Source organism: Mesorhizobium sp. WSM4829 (assembly GCF_055811475.1).
In genome coordinates, this window is sequence record NZ_JBVVQJ010000008.1 from 173,954 (window position 1) to 197,111 (window position 23,158).

The following is a 23,158-nucleotide window of genomic DNA, read 5'->3' on the forward strand; positions in this document are numbered from 1 at the left end:
ACCCGATAAGACAGTGGCGAGCGCAATACCCGAAGCGAAGAATAGTCGACGGTTGATAGCCATGTTCTCCTCCTGATGACGGCTGTCCTAAAGAGCGCTCCTCCTATGAATGCGCCCGTCCTCTCAATCGGGTTATTCTCGCATGGCGGCTGGCGCGATAAAGCGCGCGAACATGGAAACAGTGTTGCGGTTGTTGCAAAAATGACTCACGAAAAAGCCCGACAACGTGGAGGTCACCGGGCTAGAAAGTTAAAGGTGAGCCTACGACGCGACTGAAACTTCAGCACCCGCTTGTTCGGACGACCTGAACATGCCTTCGAGAAGCCGATTGACGTTGTGGGCCTGCGTTGCCGGCACGACCGACGGCGAGCCCGACCGCAGTGAGGCAGCGAACGCCGCTGCCTCGCGGTCGAAGTAGATCGGATTACCAATCTCGGCGATTTCAGGCGAATAGACGGTCTTCTTCGTCGCCCAGATTTCCGGGAAACTCGTCTCTCGCCACTCCGTCCAGCCTTGGTGGTGGCCGTTCTTCCCGCTGTCGTAGATCTTGTACGAGGCCGGCAGAGGGCACGAGTGCATTATTCCATCGGTCCCGTATGCCGACAGGTCCCAACTCTCCGTCCACGACAGCGGATCCCATGACATGAAGTCGACGGTGACCAACTTGTCGGTGTAGTTGAGGATCGCGCCACCGGCGTCTTCCCGGGACTCGGCGCCGAACACCAACGGAAACTTGGTAATTCTAGCATTGACTGTATCGGGCATGCCGAAGTGGAGCAGGATGCGATCGATGAGGTGGCAGGCGATGACGAACATCGCTCCACCTATGTCTCCAGGCTGATTCATGTGGGCGGTAGCTGCCTCATTGTGAGAGCAGCCGGCATGCGCCCTGACCTGGAGAACTTTCCCCAATCGCCCGCTTGCCAGAACCTCCTGCATCTTTCCGATGGAAGGCGCGAAACGCCAACAGTACCCAACCTGAAACAGGCCATCCGTCTGGTCGACGGCGGCGACGATACGCGCGGTGTCGGCCGACCCTCGGCCGGCCGGCTTTTCACAAAGCACGGCTTTTCCCGCTTCAAGCGCCTCGATGGCAAAATCCGCCATAGCGTGGCTTTTGGGATGCACAAGCACCGCATGGACATCGGCATCCGCCAGGATCGCGTCCTTACTTCGGGGCTCCAACCCAAGCGCATCGACAAACGGCGTCAGCAGCGGACTTTCGTCATGGGCACCCAGCAGGCGCACCCCCGACATTCTCTGAAACGCCTTTACCCTGCCGGATGTGTGGGGGTGCGTAATTCCCAAGCAAGCGATGCCGAGCATGGCATCTTCACCAATAGCGTAGCCCATGGCCGTTGACCTTCGTTTGTGGAGAAAAGAAGAAGGGGCGATCCTCGTTGATCACCCCCTCCAAAAAGCTCGCGCTGCCGTTGGTCCGATCAGAGATCAGCAAACTGAGCCATGGAGGACCTGAAAACTCGCTCGGCCATTTCGTCCAGTCCTAGCTTGCGGTGTTTGGCCGAAAGGATCTCCGTGCCGTACACGCCGCGATAACCGGCAGCCTGCACCTCGCGCAGAAACGCCGGGACATCGAGTTCCCCTTCACCGCAAAGCTCGCGATAAGCGATCGTGTCTTCCCAAATGTCTGGTACCGGCGCCACCTTCAGCGCGTCGTCAATTTCCACCGCCTTTATGAACTGGGAAGGTATCTTGCGGATTTCGCTATAAGGAATGTTGCCACGGGCCATATGCCATATATCGATGAGCAGGCCACCGTTCTTGCGATTTGCACCGGAGACAATCGCCAGGCCGGTTTCGATGGTACGCACATTAGACCAGGGCATGATTTCCAACACGATGTCGGTGCCGAAGGGCGCCGCCTCGTCGCATAACTTGCCCAGTTCGTCCGCCATCAGCGGCACGTCGGCGGGAAAATCCTCGAAGCCAGGCCCGACCTTGATATCCTTTAGCCCCAATTCCGCCGCGACCTCGAGCATAAGCTTGCGGACCTTGTCGGACTCCTGACGCTTCTCGTCGCGGCGGAACCAATTGGTCAGGAACTCGATCTCGAGGTGCTTGATGCCGTTCGCCTCCACGACCCGGCGCATTTCCCGGTAGCCGATCTGATCCCTGACATGAACTACATCCTCCGAATGGAGGCCAAAGCCCTTGAATCCGGCGCGGGCGGCGGCCTCGACACGGTCCTTGAACGGGAAGGGGCTGATTTCCGTCGGGCCCAACGGAAAGACGTCTCCAGAAAGGGCGAAGTAGGAAATCAGGAGTTCAACGTCTGCAGCCATCACGATGTCCTTGCGGGAATGCATACCGTGCCTCCGCGAACAGCGCGGCACCCGTTTTGGCTAACGTTCTACCGTGCGAGAATAAACCCGGTCGCTGGGAAAACTGTGTTGCGTGGCGCGCAAAAATCGGCCTACCGAGTCCACAGTTCCTCGTAGTTGTTTGCGCGGAACTGCTCGACGAGAAAGTCGAGGAACAGCCGGGTCCGGGCAGGCATGAAGGATTTGCTCGGATAGGCGATATTCATTGTCAGCCTCGGGAGATCCCAATCATCGAGGACGCGGACAAGGCGCCCGGCTTCGAGATCTTTCTGGATGATGTACGTTGGTTGCGCCAGGATCCCAAGACCGTCGCGAGCGGCCGCGCAAATGAGCTGGCCGTCATTGGCATTGATGATGCCATCGACCTCGACGGCTACAGCATTCTCGCCCTTGCGGAAGTTCAGGTGATTCCAGTTGTCGGCCAGAGTGTAGAGGATCAGGTCGTGGTCCTTGAGGTCGCTGGGATGCTTCGGGACGCCGCGGCGATCGAGGTACTCCTGTGACGCCGCCAACAGCCGGCGCGTCTCGGCCAGCTTTCGAATAGTAATGGAGCTATCGGCCTCCACGCGACGCGTGCGGATCGCAAGATCGAGTCCATTTTCGATGATGTCGTAATAGCGGTTGGATGCCACCACTTCGATCAGCACACTGGGGTAGCGCTGCCTAAACTGCTGAACCACCGGCATCAGATGCAGCAACGAAAACGACAGAGAGGCCCCCACCCTCAACCTGCCGGTTGGCGCATGAGCCCGGGCCGTAACGTTTGCCTCGGCCTCCTCCCAGTTCGCCACGATGTCTCGGGCGTCCAAGTAGAGCTGCTGGCCTTCGGTGGTCGTGCTGAGCCGGCGAGTGGATCGTTGAACCAGCCGGGCACCGAGCCTCGTCTCCAGATTCACAAGGTGGCGGCTAACTCCGGAAACCGAGAGGTCAAGGGCATCCGCCGCCTTTGTCATGCTCTGTTCCTCAACGATCTTGAGGAACACCTGTAGCTCGGTCCAACGATCCACTTTTTGCATCCGGCGGAAAGGTGTTTTGAGAAAGCCAGTCTTCATCGCTTCCCAAGCAAATGCAATCACTTCCGTCAAAGTCGCGCGGTCACTTGGCTTGAGAGGGAACGGATGGATCAGCTGGCGGCACAGAAGGGGCAAAGGGAGCGGGTTAAACATGTCGTCATGTGGAACCTCCTTCCAAGCGCCGACGGCCAGAAAGCCGCTGCGGTAGAAGCGGTCAAATCGCGCTTTGAGGCATTACTCGGAGCGATCCCGGGCCTTCTGCACATTGAAGTAGGCGTGGATTTCAGTGGCGTCGATTACGCCTGCGACGTGGTGCTATACTCAGAGTTCGAGAGCGCCGAAGCTCTGGAGGCATATGCCAACCATCCCGCCCACCTGAAGATACGTGACGAGCTCCAGGGTGTGCGTATTGCGCGGTACCAGGTCGACTACGTGTCAACGGAGGAACCCTCGCCATGAAGGTTGCCGTCCACTGCATCGATCATCCAGACGCGATCGATATCCGTCTTGCTCACTACGATGAGCATAAGGCCTATCTGGCCGCGGGAAAGATGAGGACCGTAATCTCCGGACCGCTGTTAGCGGCCGACGGCGCCACAATGATTGGGTCGCTGTTCGTCTTTGAGGCCTCCAGTGTGGCTGAGGTTGAAGCATTCAACGCTGCCGACCCCTTCAACCGGTCGGGCGTATGGGCCGAGATCAGCATCAAGCAATTCAACCTGCGCGTTGACAATCGGGAGTGAGCAAAATGGCAAGGCTGCCTGAGAGTTTCGTCTACAGCGCCAATGCGTCACGAGTGGTCTTTGGCGCGGGATCGGTTGGAAAGGTCGGAGAAGAAGTCGACCGCCTGGGGCTACAGCGGGTTCTGGTCCTCTCGACACCCCAGCAGGAGGACTTTGCGCTGACGGTGGCCTCCCGTCTCGCCGCGAAGTCAGTTGGGGTGTTCTCGGGCGCCGCGATGCACACTCCGGTGAATGTCACCGAACAAGCGATGCGAGACATTCAGGAAAAGGATGTCGACGGGCTCATCGCCATTGGCGGTGGTTCGACGACTGGCCTGAGCAAAGCTTTGGCCCTGCGCACCGATCTGCCGCAGATCGCCATCCCGACCACCTATGCCGGCTCTGAGATGACGCCCATCCTCGGTGAAACGGCGAACGGTCAGAAGAAGACGATCACTTCGCCGAAGGTCCTGCCTGAAGTGGTGATCTACGATGTCGACCTGACGCTTTCCCTACCGGTCGCCCTCTCAGGAACCAGCGGCATCAACGCTATCGCACACGCGGTTGAGGCGCTCTACGCTCAGGACCGGAATCCGATTATCGACCTGATGGCGGGCGAAGCCATCGGTGCATTGGCCAAGGCCTTGCCCACGATCAGGCTTGATCAGCGGGACAAGGAAGCACGATCCCTGGCCCTGTACGGTGCTTGGCTGGCGGGAACGTGCCTGGGGGCCGTGGGCATGTCCCTGCACCACAAGCTTTGCCATACGCTCGGCGGGACGTTCGACCTCCCGCATGCAGAGACGCACACCATCATGCTGCCTCATGCCCTCGCCTACAATGCGCCGGCAGTCCCGGATGCCATCGATCGCCTGAAGCGCGTTCTGAAAACCGACGACCCTAGCCTAGCGCTCTACGAACTCGCCGGCCAGGTAGGAGCCGCGCGCGCTCTCAAGAACATCGGCATGCCGGAAGAGGGTCTTGGTAAGGCCCGCGCATTGGCTCTGTCCAACCCCTACTGGAACCCGCGGCAGCTCGATGAAGATCGGATTGGGCGACTCCTCTATCGCGCCTACGCCGGCCTCCCCCCTCTGGTTGAATAGGTGATCGAATGGGTTCGCTTGAATTGCGGCTGCCCGACATCGTCGTTGTGACTGGGACAGCGTCGGGTCTCGGGCTCGAAGTGGCCAGGCAACTGCTACAGAGCAACTGTCAGGTGGTCGGCGTCGATATGGCGCCATCTGCACTCGAATCCGTTACCCGGTACCAACAGGTCACCGGCTCGATCGCTGATACAAGTACCTGGAACAGGGTGGTCGATCTCCTCGACGCCCAAGCGTCCGCAACGCTAGGGCTCGTGACCTGCGCCGCAATCCTTGACGTGGGCAATCTACCTGAAGCGACACCCCAGCGCATCGAGCGCACCATGTCGGTGAACGTGACCGGCACCGCCTTGGGGATGGCGATGATCATCCCTCGGATGGAGGCGAACGGCGGTGGCGCCATCGTTGCGGTTGCGTCAGTCAACGCCACCTTGGCCGAGCAGCAGCTGGCCATCTACAACGCATCGAAAGCAGCCGTGCGTCAGCTGGCTCGAACAGCAGCACTCGACCACGCACGGCGAGGCATCCGGATCAACGTTCTGAGTCCCGGTCCCATGATGGCTGGCCTCTTCAAGCGACACGTCGAGAGCGCCACCGACAGCTCCAGGTTCCTGGCAACCCGGGCAAATCGACAGCCGCAAGGCCGCATCCTCGAGGCAAGTGAGGTCGCGCAAGCAGCGTTGTTCCTCTTGTCGGATGGGGCAACGGCACTCCTTGGCGCAGACGTGATCGCCGATGGTGGATTGACTGCTGGTTTCGATTTCCGAACCGGCGCCGAAGGGGCGTCCGTCTAAACTCACGATCGTTGGGAGGAAGCAATATGGACACTGGTCTCAAGGCAAAGGTCGTAATCATCACCGGCGCCGCCAATGGCATCGGCCGCGCCACGGCCTTGGGTTTCGCCAAGGAAGGCGCCGACCTCGGACTGTTGGATATCGACGAGAAAGGATTGGCAGAGGTCGCTGCCGTCGCCAGTCACCATGGTGTCACGGTTCACTCCGCAAGCGCCGATCTCTCGGAAGCGGCTGGAGTGTCTCGCGGCATGGACGAGCTTCTGAAAGGCTTCGGGAACCGCGTTGACGTGCTCGTCAACAACGTTGGTTCCGGCGCCATCCGCAGCTTCGACGACGTCGATGACGCGGCGTGGGATGCAACGCTTTCGCTCAACTTCATGAGTTATGTACGAGCGACCCGCAAAGCGCTTCCAATCCTGCGGGCCAATGGCGGCGTGATCGTCAACAATGCGTCGGACCTGGCGCGACAGCCAGAACCGGTGCCGGTCGACTACTCGGTATCGAAGGCCGCAATCCTCGCCCTCACCAAGGCATTGGCCCGAGCCGAGGCTCCCAAGATCCGCGTCAACGCTGTTGCTCCCGGCCCCATCTGGTCGCCTTTTTGGGAGAAACCCGGGGGCTTCGCCGAGACGATGGGCAAGTACCATAAGATGGAGCCGCAGGCGGCCGTCGAGCACGAAATGAAACTTCGGCAGCTGCCGCTGCAGCGGCTCGGGACGCCGGACGAAGTCGCGAACGTCATCCTGTTCCTCGCCTCTGATCTGGCCTCGTTCGTTACGTCCTCGGTCTGGGGCGTCGACGGTGGCTCGATCCGATCCATCATCTGACGTGAATGTCTCCGTCCCCAATGATCGGCTGCCGGCTGGCTTCGAGTTCGCGGTCGCCTGCGTTTGCGGTGCTATCGTCGCGAACCTCTATTTCGCACAGCCCATCGTCGGGGAAATTGCCGGCACGCTTGGGTTCGCGCCCGAAGGTGCTGGTATCATCGTGACGCTTGCCCAGCTGGGCTATTGTCTTGGCCTGCTCCTTTTGGTGCCGCTCGCTGACGCGCTCGAGAACCGACGCCTGGCTTTGGCAGTGCTCGTCGTCGGCTTCGCCGCCTCGATCACAATGGCACTGGCAACCTCGCCGACGCTCTTCCTATTCGCGTGCTTCGGTATCGGCGTCGGGTCAGTGTCCGTCCAGATCCTGCTTCCCTATGCGGCCGCGCTTTCCGACCCGAAGCGCCAGGGGTTGATGGTTGGGCGAGTCATGTCCGGCATCCTGACTGGCATCATGTTGTCTCGGCCTGTGTCGAGCCTGATCACCGGACCCCTTGGCTGGCGGTCGGTCTTCTTCGTCTCTGCCGCCATCTGCCTGGGCGCCGCTATGCTGATCCTCGCTCGGATGCCGGCGCGACAGCCGGAAAGCAAGCTTCGCTATGGAGCGATGCTGAAATCCATGGGTTCCCTCGCTCTGGGCAACCGCCTGCTTCAGCGTCGGGCCGCCTACCAATTCTTGATGTTCTATTCCTACACCCTCTTCTGGACGGCCCTGCCCCTGCTTCTGAGCAGGCCGCCATACAGCCTCGACCAAGTTCAGATCGCACTCCTGGCGCTGGCGGGAGCCGCCGGCGCGATCATGTCACCTCTGGCCGGGAGAGTAGCTGACCGCGGAGCGATCACCTTGGGAACGACGCTCTCCCTCAGCGCCGGCGTCCTGTCCTGGCTCGTTGCCGGCTGGGGTGGATCGGGTGGCGTGGTTGGGCTGGCGGCCCTTCTGGTTGGTGCCCTCCTTCTCGACGGCGCCGTCCCCGTGTCCCTGGTGATGAGCCAACGTGAGCTCTTTTCCGCTCACCCTAACGAACGGGCTCGCCTCAACGGCCTCTTCATGGCAGCCTTTTTCGTCGGTGGGGCGGCTGGCGCCAGCGTCGGCGTTTGGGCGATTGAGAGCTTTGGTTGGCTTGGCGCTGTGATTGCAGGCGCTTCAGGCCCCCTGCTCGCCCTGACACTGCATCTGATTTTTCTGGCGCTGCAAGCGCCGCCACTTTCCAAAGGAGTTCGAAAGTGAGAGCTGCCCGCTTCTACGCCAAAGGCGACGTCCGAGTTGAGGAACTTCCGGATCCGGTCGACCTGCAGCCGGACGAAGTTCTTGTCCGCAACAGGTTGTGCGGCATTTGCGGCACCGACCTGCACGAGTTTGCCGACGGACCCCACTTCATATCTGCTCAGCCCAACCCTTTCTCAGGGGCCTCAATTCCGCAGATTCTCGGCCACGAGTTCAGCGGTGAAATCGCGGCCGTTGGGAGCGACGTGTCCCACCTGAAGCTCGGAGACCGCGTGGCGATCCAGCCGCATATGGGCCCGGCCGATGGTTACTTCGGCGTTCGCGGCCTGCATTTCCTTGGCACCCGCGGGGCCGCGACTGGCCTGACATGGAATTGGGGAGGGTTCGCGGATTTCGCGGTCATGAAGGCATCCGCGACCGTCAAAATGCCTGACACCCTGACTTTTGAACAGGGAGCGATGGTGGAGCCGGCGGCTGTCGCGGTGACCGCAGTCGACCGCAGCGGGCTTGAGCCGGGCGGCTCGATCCTGATCACTGGTGGCGGCCCGATCGGGGCGCTTACGGTCATGGCCGCCGACGCCGCTGGCGCCGGCAAGATATTCCTCAGCGAACCCAATGCGGCCCGCCGCAGGCGCATCGAGTCGTTGGGCATTCCGGTCATCACGATCGACCCTAGCAAGACGCCGCTTGCAGACTTCATTCGAGAGCACACATTCGAGCGCCTCGGATGCGATTCAGCTATCGAGTGCGCGGGCAACCCGCGAGCCATTGCCGACTGCATCAAGTCGGCGCGCTCGCAGGCAACGGTGGTGCTGGTCGGCCTCACCAACGCCAAGGTTGAGTTCTCACCTTTTGACCTGATCACGCGCGATATTCGACTGCAGGGGTCGCTCTGCTACCCGACGACACTATGGCCGCGGGTCTACGCAATGATCGAAAGCGGCCGTTTGCCCGTTGAACGCCTAATCGATGACACGATTGCCTTGGACGACATCGTCGAGCAGGGATTCAAGCCGTTGCTGGATCCGAGCGGGACCAAAATGAAGATCTTGGTCGAGCTGGGCGTTTAGCTGCCGGGCCTGCGGTCGCCGACGCAGCTGCGCGAATGTCCGCCCTTTGCCGTGAACCGCCGGCGAGGGTTCTACAGTCGCTTCAGAACGAAGTCGAATTTAGCTTCCCACTTGGTCGGCGCGTCGACGAGCGGCTCGAAGGCGACGATCAACGTATCCTTCACCCCAAACACGGAATCCGACTCCAGGTACGGGTCTCCCGCGACGAAGATGTGCGTGCAGAGGCGATCGTAGCCATTCGCGCCAACCAGGAAATGCACGTGCGCAGGGCGGAAAGGATGACGCTCGAGCTTTTCGAGCATCTGTCCCACCGGACCGTCGTTTGGAATGGGGTATGAAGTCGGCTTGATCCCGACAAAGCTGTATCGACCGTCCAAGCCAGTTCTGAAGATGCCGCGGTTGTTGAACGGCGGCTGTATGTCGGGCTGCTGAACGTCGTAGAAGCCTTCGTCGTTGTCTGACCAGACGTCGACATAGGCGTTCTCTATCGGATTGCCGTCAAGATCGAGGACACGGCCCTCGTAAAGACAAAGCTCACCTTTGCCATCGAGGTTGATGTTGTCACCCATCTGCCGTTCGGGCGACCCGTCGACGTGGAATGGACCAAACACCGTGTTCTCCGTGGCACCGGTGGGACGCCGATGGTTGATCGCGTCCACGAGCATCGAAACACCGAGCACGTCCGAAAGCAGGATAAATTCCTGCCGCGTGTCGCTGCACATCTGCCCGGTGCGGGTCAAAAACGCGATTGCAATCTCCCACTCTGCCTCGGTGAGTTCGATATCGCGAATGAAACCATGGAGGTGATTGATCAGCGACTCCATAACGGTACGAAGACGAGCATTCGTTCCATCGCCCATCCTCGCGAGGACCGTTTCGACCGAATTCTGTTCATTCAGGTACCTTGACAATTCGACCTCCTCTCGGTCGGGCTCCCAATCCGGGCCGCCCTCCGACGCGATCCCTAGATCGTTTTTCCGAGCGACGCTTCGAGCTGGGCGAGTTCCTGCCCACCGGCCATCAAGCTTTGCAGTTCTTCCGATGAGATATGCCCACGATCGGCCGTGCCAAGCGTCTTGCCGCGGTTGAGAACGGTAAACCGGTCTCCGACCGCCATCGCGTGCCGGACATTGTGGGTGATGAACACGACGCCGATGCCCTTCTTGCGTACCCGGTCGATTGTCGTCAGCACATTGGCGGTCTGGCGCACGCCAAGTGCCGAGGTCGGCTCATCGAGAATGAGCACCTTGGCGCCGAAATAGACGGCACGCGCGATCGCGACGGTCTGTCGCTCGCCTCCCGACAGAGTGCCAACCGCCTGACCCGGCTCCCGCAAATTGATACCCATTTGCTTCATCTGCTCGAGTGTGATGGCATCGGCCTTCCTGAAATCCAGCCAGCGTAAGGGGCCGAAGCCGGCCTCTGGCTCGCGGCCGAGCCAGAAATTCCGGCTGACGCTCATCAGCGGGATCATCGCAAGGTCCTGATAGACGGTGGCGATACCGGCAGCGAGCGCCTCGCGAGGGCTTGTGAAATGAACGGTGTCGCCTGCTACCCTCATCTCGCCACCAGTCGGGGTATGGGCTCCCGACATCGTCTTGATGAACGTCGACTTACCGGCGCCGTTGTCGCCGAGCAGACAGTGACATTCACCCGGCATGACACTGAACGACACGCCGGACAGGGCGATGATGCGGCCAAAGTGCTTCTGGATATCGATCATTTCCAGGATTGGCGTGGTCATCACCTTTCTCCAGTGATCGAGCGGCGGATGTACGTGTTGGCCACAACTGCGCCGAGAAGGATCGTGCCAAGGAACACTCGGAAGAGTGAGCTCTCGACGTTGGTGAAGAACAGACCCTGCTGGACCACACCGAAAATAACGGCACCCAGAGCGGCACCCACCACAGACCCGTAGCCACCGGTGAGCAATGCACCGCCGATGACGACACATATGATCGCCTCGAATTCCTTCATAATGCCGCGATCAGACGCAGCCGACCCGAACTCGATCGCTTGGGAGATGCCGAGGAGCGCTGCGCATATTGCGGCAACGATAAACATCAGTACCTTCACTCGAGCCACGGGGACGCCGACGTTGCGGGCAGCCTGTGGGTCACCGCCGGCGGCGTAGATCCAGTTGCCGAATTTGGTACGGGTCAGAATCCACTGCCCGACAATCACCAGGCCGATGGCCCAAAGTATCAGCATGGGAATGCCATCAACGATCGGTTGCCCTGCCCGCGTACCTCGGGTGTACGTTTCGATGATGCCCTGCTGACCCAGCCAGAGGAACAGGCCCGTGAACGCCTTACCTCCGAAGAGCCAGGCGATGGGGTCGCCCGCTGCAGCATCACCGATCCCCGATACGACCGGCTGTTTGTTGAAGGTGATAGCACTCCAGATCGTCGCGCCGCGAAGGATGAACATGAAGGCCAGCGTCACGACAAAAGACGGAAGACCCGTGCGAATGACCAGGACGCCGTTGATGGTGCCAATCAAGGCACAGACCACAAAGGTCAGCACGATCGCTACCCAGACCGGAATGCCGACGTGGATGACCTGCAGGCCGAAGACCATGCCGGAAAAGCCCACCATTGACCCGAGTGACAGATCGAACTCGCCTGCGATCATCAACAACGACACGCCCACGGCCAGCACGATGAACTGCGCCGAAACGGTGCTCCAGTTAATGACACCGTCCAGGGCGAACATCTGGGTGCCGCCGGCGAGAATGAGGAAGAAAGCGAACACGGCTGCCGTGCCGCCAATTGCTCCAAGCTCCGGGCGAACGAGCGATCGACGCAGGAGTGAGTTCCGCTTGAGGCGCTCGTCGGTGCTAGTTGTGGACGTCATCTGATCTTGCCCGGAAAAGGGATCTGTAGGAAAGGAAGGGCGGAAGCGCAGGTCGCTTCCGCCCCCGGGAGGCGAGGCGCTTACCGGTACTTGCCGGCCAGCGACTCGACGAGAGTAAGGTTGTCCTTGGTGACGAACCCCGGTCCCGAAAGCACCGAATTGGCCTGCAGCACGCCATAGCGGAGATCATTGGTCAGCGTGATGACCGGCAGGTAGCCCTGCAGGAAAGGCTGCTGGTCGATGGCGAAGTTGATGACGCCATCTTTGATCGCCTGCGAAATGTCGGGGTTGAGATCGAAGGTCGCGAAGTAGATGTCGCCCGCCATACCGTTGTCCTTCAGCGCTTTGATCGTCGGAATCGCGGTCATGGGGCCGAGGGTCAAAACGGCGCCCGTGTCCTGATGGCTCGAAAGGTAAGCCTTCACTCGGTTGGCGATTTCCGCCGCGTCGGTGCCGGAGTCGATCATCTGCTCGCCCAGAGGCACGCCCAGACCTTCCGCGAAGCCTTCACAGCGCTGCTGCCCTGCCACATTGGGGAACAAGCTGTTCACGCAGAGGAACGACTTCATGCCTTCGGCTTTTGCTCGTTCACCGGCGCCCTTGCCGGCTTCAAATTCAGGCTGACCGACGTGCAGCAGAGCGCCGAGTTTCTTGGATTCCTCGGCCGTGCCCGTGTTCATCGTCACAACAGGAATACCTTGGGCAACCGCGTCCGCGATTGCGCCGCCCACTGTTTCAAGATCGGGGATCGTAACGATGATCCCGTCGGGCTTCTCGGCGGTCGTCTGCTGGATAATGCGCACCATGTCCGCCAAGTCGCCGGACGGCGGATTGCGGAACGTGACGGTTGCACCAACTTCCTCTGCTGCCAGGCTGGCGCCGTTCTTGACGGTGTTCCAGAACGTCTCGCTGTCAGGCGAATGGTGGATAAGGACGTATTTCTCGTCGGCAGCGCTTGCTGACTGTACGACGCCCATTGCGGCTGTTGCGGCGAGACTCGCCAACAGCATCGCCTTAAACGATAGGTTTTTCATCTGCTCCTCCACGTTTTTGACTGTCGCTCTACTGGCGCAATCGGGTTCTCCGCTTTGCGCCACGGTCCCCCTCAACCGCCAGCGTGGGATTTATGCAGCTATCTTGTCGTGGGATGAACTGGGGCCAGCACAAAACACTATTGCAGATCACGCAATAATTGCCGGCAGAACGCCGTCCGCATCACGACCAAGGCAAAGTCGGCATGAATTGCGCCATTGGTCCGACGTCGTCGTTCACCTTGCGACTAGGCGAGCTCGCGGGGTGAGAAAGCGTTGATGGGAGAGGACGTGCACGCCCAATCCCACACTCGACGGACCAGTGACGGTTAGAATGGGAGATCGTCACCCGCTTAAGTGCGATCTCTAACGCATACCGGGCACTAAAAAGGCGGGCGCCCCTTTCCGAGGATTTATTTCCAGATGGGGCTGGTTGGTTCTGTGGTCCGCTACCGAGGGCCTATGCGCTCGCCCAGGCCGAGTCGAAGGATTTCCGCGGCTGTCCGTTGCGGCACACGGTGAGCGAGCTCACCGATGCCGCGCATCCGGCGCGCTCCATCGCTCACGATCAGCGAGCGTGGTTCGCGGAGCGCCTCCGGGAGTGGACGACGGCGGCCGGAGTGAAGGACTCCGAAGCGACGGCTCGCGCGCTGATGGTGCTCTTCGACGGCGCCGTCGCGGGGTCCGAGGTTGACGGACCGCAACGGGCGAGCGATGCTCAATGGATGGCCAGGAAGTTGTTGGCCGGCTGAACGCGCGCGCTGTCCTCACTTCGACGACAATGTCTCGTCCGAAATATGTATACAGATTTCGGACAGCCGCAGCACCCGGCTGGATTCGAACCAGCGGCCTCTGCCTTCGGAGGGCAGCTCTCGCCCTCGATGTCGAACGTGGGCGGACGTCGCCGATTTCTCGCCAAGGCTTCCATTCGCGCGATCGAACCGCTGCAGACATTGCCATTCTCCGGGAATTGGCCAAGATCGGATCATGCCGCCTCATGATTGGTGGCGCGATAAATGCCGATAGCCGACCTTGATGAGCAGGCCCTCGTCGCACATGCGGGCCAGATAACAGCGGGGAATTCCAATGTCAGTTAGGTCGCACGTTCGCACTTCACCCTTTTCGCGGGCGAGTGCGACAGCGCGTTCTCTGAGGGGTCGCGCCGGCCGATTAGACGGCATAATCGGCATGAAGTTAGAAATCAGATTGATCAATGGTCGGCCGCCCCTTATCCCCTGTATCGGAGAGCGTCGACCAGAAGCGTGAAGGCGGCAGTATGCTGCCGCCGGCTTGGATAATAGAGGTGGTAGCCCGAATATGGCGGGCACCAGTCTTCCAGCACCCGGACCAGGCGGCCGTCCGCAATATGCTGGGATATCTGGTTTTCGAACGTGTACACCAAACACAAGCCATCGACCGCGGCATGCAAGAGCATCTCGTTGTCGTTGAAGATAACCGGTCCATTGACCCGGACCTCAAGTTCGACACCGTCCTGTTCGAACTCCCAGGCATAAAGGCCGCCCCCGGTGTTCTGGCGATAGCTTGCGCATCGGTGTTCGCTCAAGTCGCGGGGTGTCTGCGGGGCGGGACGATTGGCAAAGTAGGCCGGGGATCCCACGACTGCCATCCTGACGTCCGGGCTGATGCGGACCGCCACCATGTCCTTTTGCACCTGTTCGCCCATGCGGATACCGGCGTCGAAGCGCTCTGCGACAATGTCGGTGAGACCTTCATCGACATGGACCTCAACCGTGATGTCGGGATAGTTCTGCAGCAGTTTCGACAATACCGGCCACAGGACAGTTTGGGCGGCATGCCGGAACGTGGTGATGCGGATCGTGCCTGCAGGCTTGTCGCGAAGCGCCGTGAGCGCAGCAATTTCACTGTCGATATGGTCGAATGCCGGCCGCAGGCTGATAAGCAGCCTTTCGCCTGCCTCGGTCAGCGACAGGCTGCGCGTCGTTCGCGAGATCAACCGCACACCGATCCGTTGTTCGAGCATGCGCACCGCATAGCTGAGCGCGGATTGGGAGAGGCCGAGCTTTGCGGCCGCGCGTGTAAAACTCCCCTCCTCGGCGACCGCGATAAACACAGCCCATTCGCTGAAGTCGCCTCTTCTCACCTATAAACCTCATTTCTATATCCATGAGGATCATGGCGGATAATCAGCATGCCTGTCTCGACATTTTTATGCTCCGCGCAGCCTCGCCGGCACGAGCCAGCATTCGGGACTGCCTGGTACCGCGGGGATTCCGAACGCCCCGATGGCAGCCGAGCGCCGACAGGGCGGTTATCTGCCTCGCTCGCTGCCGGAACAGCAAGCAGCGAGCAGAAGCGGTCTGGCGTAAAAACGGCTACGTCAGATTGAACGGCAATTGACGCAGCGGTTTTCCCGTGAGCCGTGCTATTGCGTTGGCAAATGCCGGCGCCAATGGTGGCAAGCCGGGCTCGCCCATGCCCGTGGGCGGTTCGGCGCTAGGCACGATATGGATGTCGAATTCCGGCACGTCGGTGATGCGCGCCACCGTATAGTCACTGAAGTTGCTCTGCTCGACGACGCCGTCCTTGAGCGTTATTGCAGAGCCTGCCAAGCACATCGACAAGCCCATGATCGCCGCGCCCTGTACCTGCGCCTCCACGGTCAGAGGGTTGACGGCCAGATTGCAGTGAACCCCGGCCGTGACCCGATGCAGTTTAGGCTGTCCATCGGCAACAGAGGCTTCCACCACGTAAGCGACCACTGAGCTGAAGGACTCGTGCACCGCCACACCCCAGGCCCGCCCCTCGGACAATTGCGTCTTGCAGTACCCGCTCTTGTCAACCGCCAGTTGCAATGCGTCACGATGGCGGATGTGCTGATCACCGAAGAGCTGCATGCGGTAAGCTACAGGGTCTTGGTCGGTTGCACGCGCTATATCGTCGAGCAGGGTCTCCATCACATAAGCCGTATGGGTGGAGCCGACGCTGCGCCACCACAGAACCGGCACGTTGTCCTTGGGATGATGCACGGTCAGCCGCATTGGAAGCGGATAGGGAGCCCGCATGCCCTCCGTCGTGGCGGCGTCGATGCCGTTCTTCACCATGAACTGCTCGAACACGGTTCCGGTAAGTATCGACTGGCCGACGATGCTGTGATCCCAGGCCAGCACCTTGCCCTTTTTGTCGAAGCCGATGCGGGCGCGGTGCAGGTGCAATGGACGGTAGTAGCCGCCCCTCATATCGTCCTCGCGGCTCCAAAGCGTACGGATCGGTGCATTCAGCCCCGCCGACCTGGCGGCCTTGGCTATTTCGCAGGCCTCGACCACGGTGTCGGAGGTGCTGGAAAAGCGCCGACCGAAGCCGCCGCCCGACATCTGCACGTTAAGCACGACCTGTTCCGGCTTGAGGCCGAGCGCGGCTGCGGCAGCGGCGGCATCGGGTCCGGCACTTTGGCTTCCCATCCAGATCTCGGCACGATCATCGGCAAGCCGTACCGTGCAGTTCAGCGGTTCCATCGCTGCGTGGGCGAGATACGGGAACACGAACTCAGCTTCCAGCTTCAGCGGCGCCGTTTCCAATGGCACCATGTCGGAATCGAACTGGCGCGGGCCGGGGCGAGTGGCCATCTCGCGATAGTGCGCGAGTTGCCGTTCGCTATCGACCTTTTCGACGGCAGATGTGTCCCACTCCACCTTGAGGGCATCGCGGCCCTGAGACGCCTGCCAATATCCGTCGGCCACGACGGCCACGCCCTCGGCACCGCGATCCAGCGGCACGCGCAGGACGGCCTTCACGCCCTTGACCGCCCGGGCTGCGCTGTCGTCCAGGGTGGCTATCTTGGCTCCGAAGACGGGAGGACGAGCCACCACGGCCGTCAACTGTCCCGGCAGCTTGAAGTCGATGCCAAAACTCTGTTGGCCGCTGCTCTTGGCTTGAGCGTCCAAACGCCGGGTGGGTTGGCCGATGATGCGGAAATACTTGGGATCCTTCAGCGCAATCTTCTGCGGCACCGGCAAGGCCATGGCCGCCTCGGCAAGCTCTCCATAACCGAGCTTGCGGCCATCGGAGGCCAGAACCGCGCCGGCCTCGGTTCGCAGAGTGGACACATCCACATTCCAGCGGGTCGCAGCGGCCGCCAGCAGCATGGCGCGAACACGAGCACCCAGTTCGCGATACTGCGTAAAGCTGTTCTTGATTGTGTTCGAACCGCCGGTAAGGTGCATGCCGAAGAGCGGATCGACATAGGCGATGTCATTGGTGCCGAGTTGGCTGCGCACCAGGTTCCAGTCCGCATCGAGTTCTTCGGCAAGGATCATGGGCAATGCCGTTTGGACGCCTTGACCGAACTCCAGCCGGTTGATCGTAACCGTAACCTCTCCATTGGGCGCGATGTGGACAAATGCAGAGGGCTGCTCGGTCGGCTTCAGACTGGCTGCCGCCTCATCGGCCTCGGACGACTGCGCGACTGCCAAATCAGGGAAAATGCCGACAGCCAGGCCGAGGGTCCCCGCCAGCTTGAGAAAGCTGCGGCGTGGCATCGCCTGGACCGTCGTTGAACGGCCCCGTTCCATGATGTGTTGCAGCGCACTCGGCAGCTCTTTGTGATCCACGTTGGGGAACATATGCGTCTCCTTCAGACGAGGGTGCTGGCGGCGTCGGCTATAGCGGCGCGGATACGGACATAGGTTCCACAGCGGCAGATGTTTCCGGCCATGGCGGAGTCGATCTCTTCGGCGGTCGGCTGCGCTCCGGGCGACAGCGACGCGAGCAAGGCCGTCGCGCTCATGATCTGGCCGCTCTGACAGTAGCCGCATTGTGCCACGTCGTGCCTGACCCATGCAGCGTGGACAGCCGCGCCGACACGGTCGGTGCCGTCCGTTGTCTTTTCAATCGTGGTGATCCTGCCGCTTTCAACGGCGGAAACCGGTGTGCTGCACGAGCGGATTGCCTCGCCATCCAGATGCACCGTACAGGCGCCACAGAGCGCTGCGCCGCAGCCGAATTTGGTGCCGCCCATTCCGAGCGTGTCACGCAGGACCCAAAGGATCGGGGTTTCGGGGTCAACGTCAACCTCGTGCTCTCGCCCGTTGATATTCAGTGAGATCATGGCCGGTAGGTTCTCCTGGGTTGCTCCACCCGAACAGGTTTCCCAAGCGGCCTGGGGCTTCCCGGCCGACTGAGACATTGGCAATCTGGTGGCTAGCGCTAAACCTAGCTCGCCGGGCGATGCTGGATTAGACTGCGCAATTTGCATGACCTTAGAAACGTGGTTTCTGAATGCGTCACACAGGCGAGGCACGTCCGCGTTTGCGCGGTCAGCGCCGGCATTGCCGTTCACGGGGATCGAAAAGCAGTAGATGCGCCAGTTGCGGCGAACGGCCCTGAAAAGGACTGCTGCTTCCGCTTCGGAAGATCAACACCTAGGCCGCCAAACGTTCAGCGCTGTGCATAAACCCGGCTAGAGTGGATTGAATCGAACGCTTGGTACCCGCCCGAGACCGTCCTCACAGATCGGGGAAGAGCGGCGCGGCCCTGCTCGTTGCAGACGTTCGGAAGGTCGCCATAGGTGGGAGGCGGCCGTTGCCGCGAGGTAGTTGCTGCCTGCCCGAGCCGGGACCTGGACAGCCATCAAGGCTTCCAGATGTCATTCCACTACGCGAGCGGTTTCGACATCGATTTCGTCGTGAATTTTCTCATCATGACGGAAACTGATCCAGCTGATCGGAATGGAGGCGAGATAAAGGACAGTCAGAACAACCAGAAACTCGCTGGGGTAGAGCACGACGGCCGCAACTAGCCCTGCAACTGCTAAGAACAACGCGATCATCATCCACTTGGGGACTTGGCAAGCCCACTTCTTCCCGGAAAAAGTCGGGATCGTCGAAACCATCAAGAAAGCGATCAGAGCGGCGTGCAGCCCCGCAATCTGAACAGTTGCAGGTGTCGGCGGAGCCAGCGATATGGGCAACAAAACCGTTAGGGCAGCGGCCGGTGTCGGCATCCCAGTGAAATACGCTTTCTGCCATGCCGCTGCTGCCGAATTTGACTGCGCATTGAAGCGCGCCAGGCGCGCGGCCGAAGCAAGAGCGAATGCCATTAGGCACAGGCTGAACGGGCCGGTCATCAATGCCTCGCCCCAAAAGAAAAGCAGGACGATCGGCGCTACGCCGAAGCTAAGAAAATCCGCAAGACTGTCAAATTCGGCTCCGAACTGTGACGACGCATGCAATCGCCTCGCCAGACGGCCATCAAGACCGTCGAGCACTGCTGCCACGACGATCGCCAACAGTGCGAATTCGAACTCGTTTTCGATCGAGAAGCGAACGGAAGCCAAGCCCGAGCAAAGCGCCAGCGCTGTTATGGCGTTGGGTATCTGCTGGACAAGTCGAGAATGTGTTTTGCGGCCATCCGATAGCGTGTTCTTGCTGTCGTTCAATGCCGCGTCAGCCGACTTGCGTTCTTTCGCCATTGTCGATCTTCCTTTTTCTCTGCCATCCCCTGCTATTCGCTCGAGATTGGTTCTGGTTCTGCGACGCAGCCAATGCCGCCCTCGCAAATATTCGGAAGCGAGTTCGTCAGCGTAACCAGGAGGTCAAGCCGCTGGCGACCCTTTTGAATCGTTGGATCGACGGAGTGCCAAGCGGGACGATTGGAGAACAATCCGAGGATATCGTCTGTTACGAACTGAAGCTGCGATGTAAGGCCGTGAAGGAGGGAGCTTTCGTATCGAGCCGATATTTCGGATGGTCGGTACCCCATCAACTCCAACAGCGTTGGCGCTATCGCAAAATGAGTGGCCATGTTCGGATATTGCTTGGCGACTTTCTCAAAGCGGGCCCGAAGCTCCTCATCCCCGGTTGAAACCAACATTGGAACTATGGCTTCGTTCGGGTCTACATTCGTATATGAACTGCAGTGCGTGAGACGGCCGACGCTGAAATTTTGTCCATGGTCCGACGTGTAAATCATCGTTGCGTCCCTCCAGTCGGCCCCATCGATCAAACGAGACAAAGTGCGGTCTGTCGACCAGCGCACCGCGTTTGCATAGGATTGAAGCGTCCCTGAGGTGCCGGCGTCGGATGCAAACTCCGCAGGCGACCCGTCACTGTATGGAAAATGCGCGCCATTCTTGTTCGCGTATATAAAAACAGGATCGCCGACGCTCATTTCCTTGAGCACGATATTAACGAGTTCATCGTCGAGATCATGCGTTCGAATTGCATTGTCCAACTTGTAGAATCGGTCGATCGAAATCGCTTCGGCGGGCGTCATGTAGTTTTGCAGTTTGCCATAGACGGTGACGAAACCTGCCTGGGCGTCTATGAACACGGTGCGATAACCTGCCCTCTTTGCATACTGCCAAACTGTCGGGCTCGCCTTGACTGACTGGATTAGATCTCGAGGATAGGCCATGAAGCGAAGCAATGCGTTCGATTGAAGAGAGCAATTTGAGCCGGACACAGCGGGGCCAAAATCAATCAATCGGCTTCTGAGTTCGGCCAGTTGCGGAGTGACGGGGTTACGGGGCTCAAGACTTACGAAGTCGGACCGAATGCTTTCGTCGACCAGCAGCACGATAGCCCGCGCCTGTTTTCGTTCCGGCGTCATGGATACGATTTCCCGTTCCGGGAACGTTCCACTGTTCAACTTGTAAGCTGCGATCGCTGCCAGGGACAGCGGCGAGAACTGCTTTGGCAACGCTTCTGAACCTTTGCCCTCTCGATAAATAACCACGCCCGCAATGAGGACGATCGGCAACATGGGCACTAGTGGTGACCAGTATCTGGTCTTGCGTGTCGCCAGTGGCGGAAGGGAGGGGGGCATGGCGATTGCGACAACACCCAATATCGCGACAGCGACCGACCACCAAATCGCGTTGGAATAAAATTCGGATGCCCTGTGAGCCTCGTGACGGACCGTCCAGAAATTGAGAACGTCGAAGATGAAGAACTCGGACCCTTGGACAAGGTAATAGCCATAGGCTGCGGCGCTTGATATCGCGAGGGGGACGGCCCACAGGAGCCGAATGATCCAGTTGGGATGAAAGGCAGCGGCCAACACTGCCAACACAGAGATGACCCAGATGATGCTGAAGATCATCAAGGTCAGCTGGCGCTGATCGTCAATGAGCAACCGGATGCGGTCGATAAAGCCATGATTGGTGAGGAGGATCACGGCGAGCAGCAACGCGCATTTCAGGGCAAGAAGTGCCCCCCTTGTCGCATTGACACCGCCTTGCCTCCCCATTCCCTCCCCCCTTCCCAGTCGCCCAGCATTGGCCACGCTTTGGGGTGTTCAGGCAGGGAGTCTATCGTCGGCTAAGTTTTCGGGAAGTTCACAATATGACAGATAGATGACGTTGTCGGACAGCAGAAAGGCGGTGCCTCACAGGCCATGCACCAAGCAAAGGGAGTAGAAGCAGGCCTAGCATCAGCCCGATGGGGAACAGGATACCTGCGCAACGTCCTCGGACGCCTCTCTGACGGACCACGTGCGGACGGAATCATGTAGGCAAAGACATTACGGTTCAAAGTCTGGAACGAAGCCGGCGTGCGCGGCGTCGAACACCGCTCACCTTCGAAAAGCACCTGGCAATGTTGGGGTGGACGTCAGAACAAAGCGGGTCCGTTGCCGCAGGTCGCAGAGACTGCACGTGTGCTCAGGGTTGGAGGCCGGCGCATTGCGGAAGGTGGCTCGCCACTTTCCGATGGCGGGCGGATTCGAAAACGATGCCCGCATTCCGGGATGCAAATTCGAGCCTACTGCGACAAGGACTTCAGGTATGCGACAATATTCTGTCGGTCCTCAGGCTTGGACACGGCCATCGTCATCGTCGTTTTCGGAACAACCTCGCGGGGCGCCGCTAGAACCGGTCGAGCGTTGCCTCGTCCCACACCAATCCGGACGACTTCAGGGCTTCCGAATAACGGAACCCCTCCATAGATCCGGCGGGCCGTCCGACAATGCCGCCGAGGCCGGGGCCGGCTTTTCCCTGGTCGGCGGTTGAATGACATCCTGAGCAGCGTTGAAACGCTCTTTGCCCCAGCGCAGCATCTCCCTCCGCAAAGGCAGGGACAGATACCGACAGAAGGGCCAAGGCAGAGGACGCGACGCTGAGCAGAATTCTTTTCACGCTAATTGTTCCCGAATTGGACGGCCAAAAAGCCCGACCGGAATTGCTTAGTGAAGAGATGATCCGACTTCGATTTGCTCGGGCTTCTATCTGGCGACGATAACCTCTGTGCCAAAGCCGGATTAGCTGGCGTTCGTTGCATAAGCCCAGAAGTGCGATTTCTAAGTACGCAGTTCCGATCGGCGAGCACGCCGCTCCAAATCGGCGAGCGCGCGCAGGTAAAGCCCCTCGAACAAACAACGTTGGAATGGAAATCCCCTGAGGCATAGGCAGGCCCGGCGAACTTCCGCGATCACGCCATAACCGATGTGGCACACTTTGCTACGCTTCCTTCGTGGCGAACCCCAACGCCGCCTGGCCGGCGCCAACCTAGGCAACCCCACCTCCCCGCTCCCTGCGGCGCCGGCCATGTTTCCGCTGATGCATGTCGCGCAAAAGCACGTCCTCGGGCTGGAACCGAGGGTGCGCAGCGTTTTGCAATACGGCGTGCATAACTTCAAAAAACTAAGCGCGCCGCCTGCGTCGCACGGGTCCATTCCAACGCGACGCGCTTTAGGCAGCTACATCGGTTACGCCGTCACGCCACCGCGACCGGTTTTCTGTGCCGTCATCCAGGGCATAGCTGCAGAGGCGTCCTCGAGGATTTTGGCCGATCTCGCGAAGCTGGCGAGAGCCTCGCGTGCAACGGAAATGGGAACCTGGCCATCATAGGCGCGCTGGCAGGCGCGGAACGCCGTGTCAAAGATTGCCCCTCGGCGATTGTTCGGCCATTCCTGCAGGAACTCGAAAGCATCGGCCAAGCATTCGATTTCCTCCACCATGAACTCCCCTTTCCTGACGAAAACAGGCCGGTCGAAAGTCCTGTCGTTCATTACAACCTCCATTCAACTGAACGAGTGTTTGAGCTTCCACGAGAGCCGTGAGCGACGGCTGCGGAAAATATGTGAAGCGCACTTTTTGCTGTCAAGGAACGGCCAATTCGGGACTGAAGCAAACCTCCTCGCAGGACAGGGACCGCATGCGGAACGTCGCTGTGTAGCGCTGCAACCCGCAGCCGAGGACGGTCTGA

At 60.1% G+C, this 23,158-nt stretch carries 22 protein-coding genes; 8 read left to right on the plus strand and 14 right to left on the minus strand.

What is annotated here, in order from left to right; all coding sequences use genetic code 11:
- Positions 1–261: 261 nt before the first annotated feature.
- The 3 genes from AC0L17_RS10720 to AC0L17_RS10730 all read right to left on the minus strand — a co-directional run bounded on the left by AC0L17_RS10720 (position 262) and on the right by AC0L17_RS10730 (position 3,418).
- The gene (locus AC0L17_RS10720) at positions 262–1,353 is read right to left on the minus strand and encodes a Gfo/Idh/MocA family protein (protein ID WP_473515793.1); all 1,092 of its coding nucleotides are present in this window, start codon (positions 1,351–1,353) and stop codon (positions 262–264) included.
- A gap of 89 nt (positions 1,354–1,442) precedes the next feature.
- On the minus strand, positions 1,443–2,327 hold the full coding sequence (locus tag AC0L17_RS10725; protein WP_473515794.1) for a sugar phosphate isomerase/epimerase family protein: 885 nt from the start codon (positions 2,325–2,327) through the stop codon (positions 1,443–1,445).
- Between the two features lie 107 nt (positions 2,328–2,434).
- On the minus strand, positions 2,435–3,418 hold the full coding sequence (locus AC0L17_RS10730; RefSeq protein WP_473515830.1) for a LysR family transcriptional regulator: 984 nt from the start codon (positions 3,416–3,418) through the stop codon (positions 2,435–2,437).
- A 42-nt stretch (positions 3,419–3,460) separates the two neighbouring features.
- Between AC0L17_RS10730 and AC0L17_RS10735 the strand changes: the two genes are divergently transcribed.
- The 7 genes from AC0L17_RS10735 to AC0L17_RS10765 are packed head-to-tail and all read left to right on the plus strand — an operon-like array spanning position 3,461 to position 9,090.
- Positions 3,461–3,814 (plus strand): Dabb family protein, encoded by a 354-nt coding sequence (locus tag AC0L17_RS10735; protein ID WP_077378143.1) that lies wholly within the window; start codon positions 3,461–3,463, stop codon positions 3,812–3,814.
- On the plus strand, positions 3,811–4,098 hold the full coding sequence (locus tag AC0L17_RS10740; RefSeq protein ID WP_091600589.1) for a YciI family protein: 288 nt from the start codon (positions 3,811–3,813) through the stop codon (positions 4,096–4,098). Before AC0L17_RS10735 ends, AC0L17_RS10740 begins: the two co-directional genes overlap by 4 nt.
- Positions 4,099–4,103: 5 nt before the next feature.
- Positions 4,104–5,180: a maleylacetate reductase gene (locus AC0L17_RS10745; protein WP_473515795.1), complete on the plus strand. Its 1,077-nt coding sequence runs from the start codon at positions 4,104–4,106 to the stop codon at positions 5,178–5,180.
- Between the two features lie 8 nt (positions 5,181–5,188).
- On the plus strand, positions 5,189–5,974 hold the full coding sequence (locus AC0L17_RS10750; protein ID WP_473515796.1) for an SDR family NAD(P)-dependent oxidoreductase: 786 nt from the start codon (positions 5,189–5,191) through the stop codon (positions 5,972–5,974).
- Positions 5,975–6,000: 26 nt separating this feature from the next.
- Positions 6,001–6,801: an SDR family NAD(P)-dependent oxidoreductase gene (locus AC0L17_RS10755; protein WP_473515797.1), complete on the plus strand. Its 801-nt coding sequence runs from the start codon at positions 6,001–6,003 to the stop codon at positions 6,799–6,801.
- Complete coding sequence (locus tag AC0L17_RS10760) at positions 6,776–8,023, plus strand: MFS transporter (RefSeq protein ID WP_473515798.1); 1,248 nt, start codon at positions 6,776–6,778, stop codon at positions 8,021–8,023. Before AC0L17_RS10755 ends, AC0L17_RS10760 begins: the two co-directional genes overlap by 26 nt.
- On the plus strand, positions 8,020–9,090 hold the full coding sequence (locus AC0L17_RS10765) for a 2,3-butanediol dehydrogenase (RefSeq protein ID WP_473515799.1): 1,071 nt from the start codon (positions 8,020–8,022) through the stop codon (positions 9,088–9,090). Before AC0L17_RS10760 ends, AC0L17_RS10765 begins: the two co-directional genes overlap by 4 nt.
- Positions 9,091–9,161: 71 nt before the next feature.
- On the opposite strand, the gene AC0L17_RS10770 is transcribed toward AC0L17_RS10765, so the two are convergent.
- The 4 genes from AC0L17_RS10770 to AC0L17_RS10785 all read right to left on the minus strand — a co-directional run bounded on the left by AC0L17_RS10770 (position 9,162) and on the right by AC0L17_RS10785 (position 12,980).
- Positions 9,162–9,950, minus strand: a complete 789-nt coding sequence (locus AC0L17_RS10770) for an intradiol ring-cleavage dioxygenase (RefSeq protein WP_473515831.1) — start codon at positions 9,948–9,950, stop codon at positions 9,162–9,164.
- 104 nt (positions 9,951–10,054) lie between these two features.
- Positions 10,055–10,834: an ATP-binding cassette domain-containing protein gene (locus AC0L17_RS10775; RefSeq protein ID WP_473515800.1), complete on the minus strand. Its 780-nt coding sequence runs from the start codon at positions 10,832–10,834 to the stop codon at positions 10,055–10,057.
- Positions 10,834–11,946 (minus strand): ABC transporter permease, encoded by a 1,113-nt coding sequence (locus tag AC0L17_RS10780; RefSeq protein ID WP_473515801.1) that lies wholly within the window; start codon positions 11,944–11,946, stop codon positions 10,834–10,836. Before AC0L17_RS10780 ends, AC0L17_RS10775 begins: the two co-directional genes overlap by 1 nt.
- An 80-nt stretch (positions 11,947–12,026) precedes the next feature.
- On the minus strand, positions 12,027–12,980 hold the full coding sequence (locus AC0L17_RS10785; RefSeq protein ID WP_473515802.1) for a sugar ABC transporter substrate-binding protein: 954 nt from the start codon (positions 12,978–12,980) through the stop codon (positions 12,027–12,029).
- Between the two features lie 515 nt (positions 12,981–13,495).
- Here AC0L17_RS10785 and AC0L17_RS10790 point away from each other — a divergent pair.
- Positions 13,496–13,729: a hypothetical protein gene (locus tag AC0L17_RS10790; protein ID WP_473515803.1), complete on the plus strand. Its 234-nt coding sequence runs from the start codon at positions 13,496–13,498 to the stop codon at positions 13,727–13,729.
- Positions 13,730–14,205: 476 nt separating this feature from the next.
- Here AC0L17_RS10790 and AC0L17_RS10795 read toward each other — a convergent pair whose 3' ends face one another.
- The 7 genes from AC0L17_RS10795 to AC0L17_RS10825 form a co-directional block, all read right to left on the minus strand.
- Positions 14,206–15,099 (minus strand): LysR family transcriptional regulator, encoded by an 894-nt coding sequence (locus AC0L17_RS10795; RefSeq protein ID WP_473515804.1) that lies wholly within the window; start codon positions 15,097–15,099, stop codon positions 14,206–14,208.
- Between the two features lie 232 nt (positions 15,100–15,331).
- Positions 15,332–17,578 carry a xanthine dehydrogenase family protein molybdopterin-binding subunit gene (locus tag AC0L17_RS10800; protein ID WP_473515805.1) on the minus strand — a complete coding sequence of 749 codons (2,247 nt, stop codon included), beginning with the start codon at positions 17,576–17,578 and terminating at the stop codon, positions 15,332–15,334.
- An 11-nt stretch (positions 17,579–17,589) separates the two neighbouring features.
- On the minus strand, positions 17,590–18,063 hold the full coding sequence (locus AC0L17_RS10805; protein ID WP_473515806.1) for a (2Fe-2S)-binding protein: 474 nt from the start codon (positions 18,061–18,063) through the stop codon (positions 17,590–17,592).
- Positions 18,064–18,600: 537 nt separating this feature from the next.
- The gene (gene pssA, locus AC0L17_RS10810; protein ID WP_473495626.1) at positions 18,601–19,425 is read right to left on the minus strand and encodes a CDP-diacylglycerol--serine O-phosphatidyltransferase; all 825 of its coding nucleotides are present in this window, start codon (positions 19,423–19,425) and stop codon (positions 18,601–18,603) included.
- A 32-nt stretch (positions 19,426–19,457) separates the two neighbouring features.
- Positions 19,458–21,143: a sulfatase-like hydrolase/transferase gene (locus AC0L17_RS10815; protein ID WP_473515807.1), complete on the minus strand. Its 1,686-nt coding sequence runs from the start codon at positions 21,141–21,143 to the stop codon at positions 19,458–19,460.
- Positions 21,144–21,819: 676 nt separating this feature from the next.
- Positions 21,820–22,356, minus strand: coding sequence for a c-type cytochrome (locus AC0L17_RS10820; protein ID WP_473515808.1), 537 nt, complete (start codon positions 22,354–22,356; stop codon positions 21,820–21,822).
- Positions 22,357–22,658: 302 nt separating this feature from the next.
- Positions 22,659–22,961 (minus strand): DUF982 domain-containing protein, encoded by a 303-nt coding sequence (locus AC0L17_RS10825; RefSeq protein ID WP_473515809.1) that lies wholly within the window; start codon positions 22,959–22,961, stop codon positions 22,659–22,661.
- Positions 22,962–23,158: the final 197 nt, after the last annotated feature.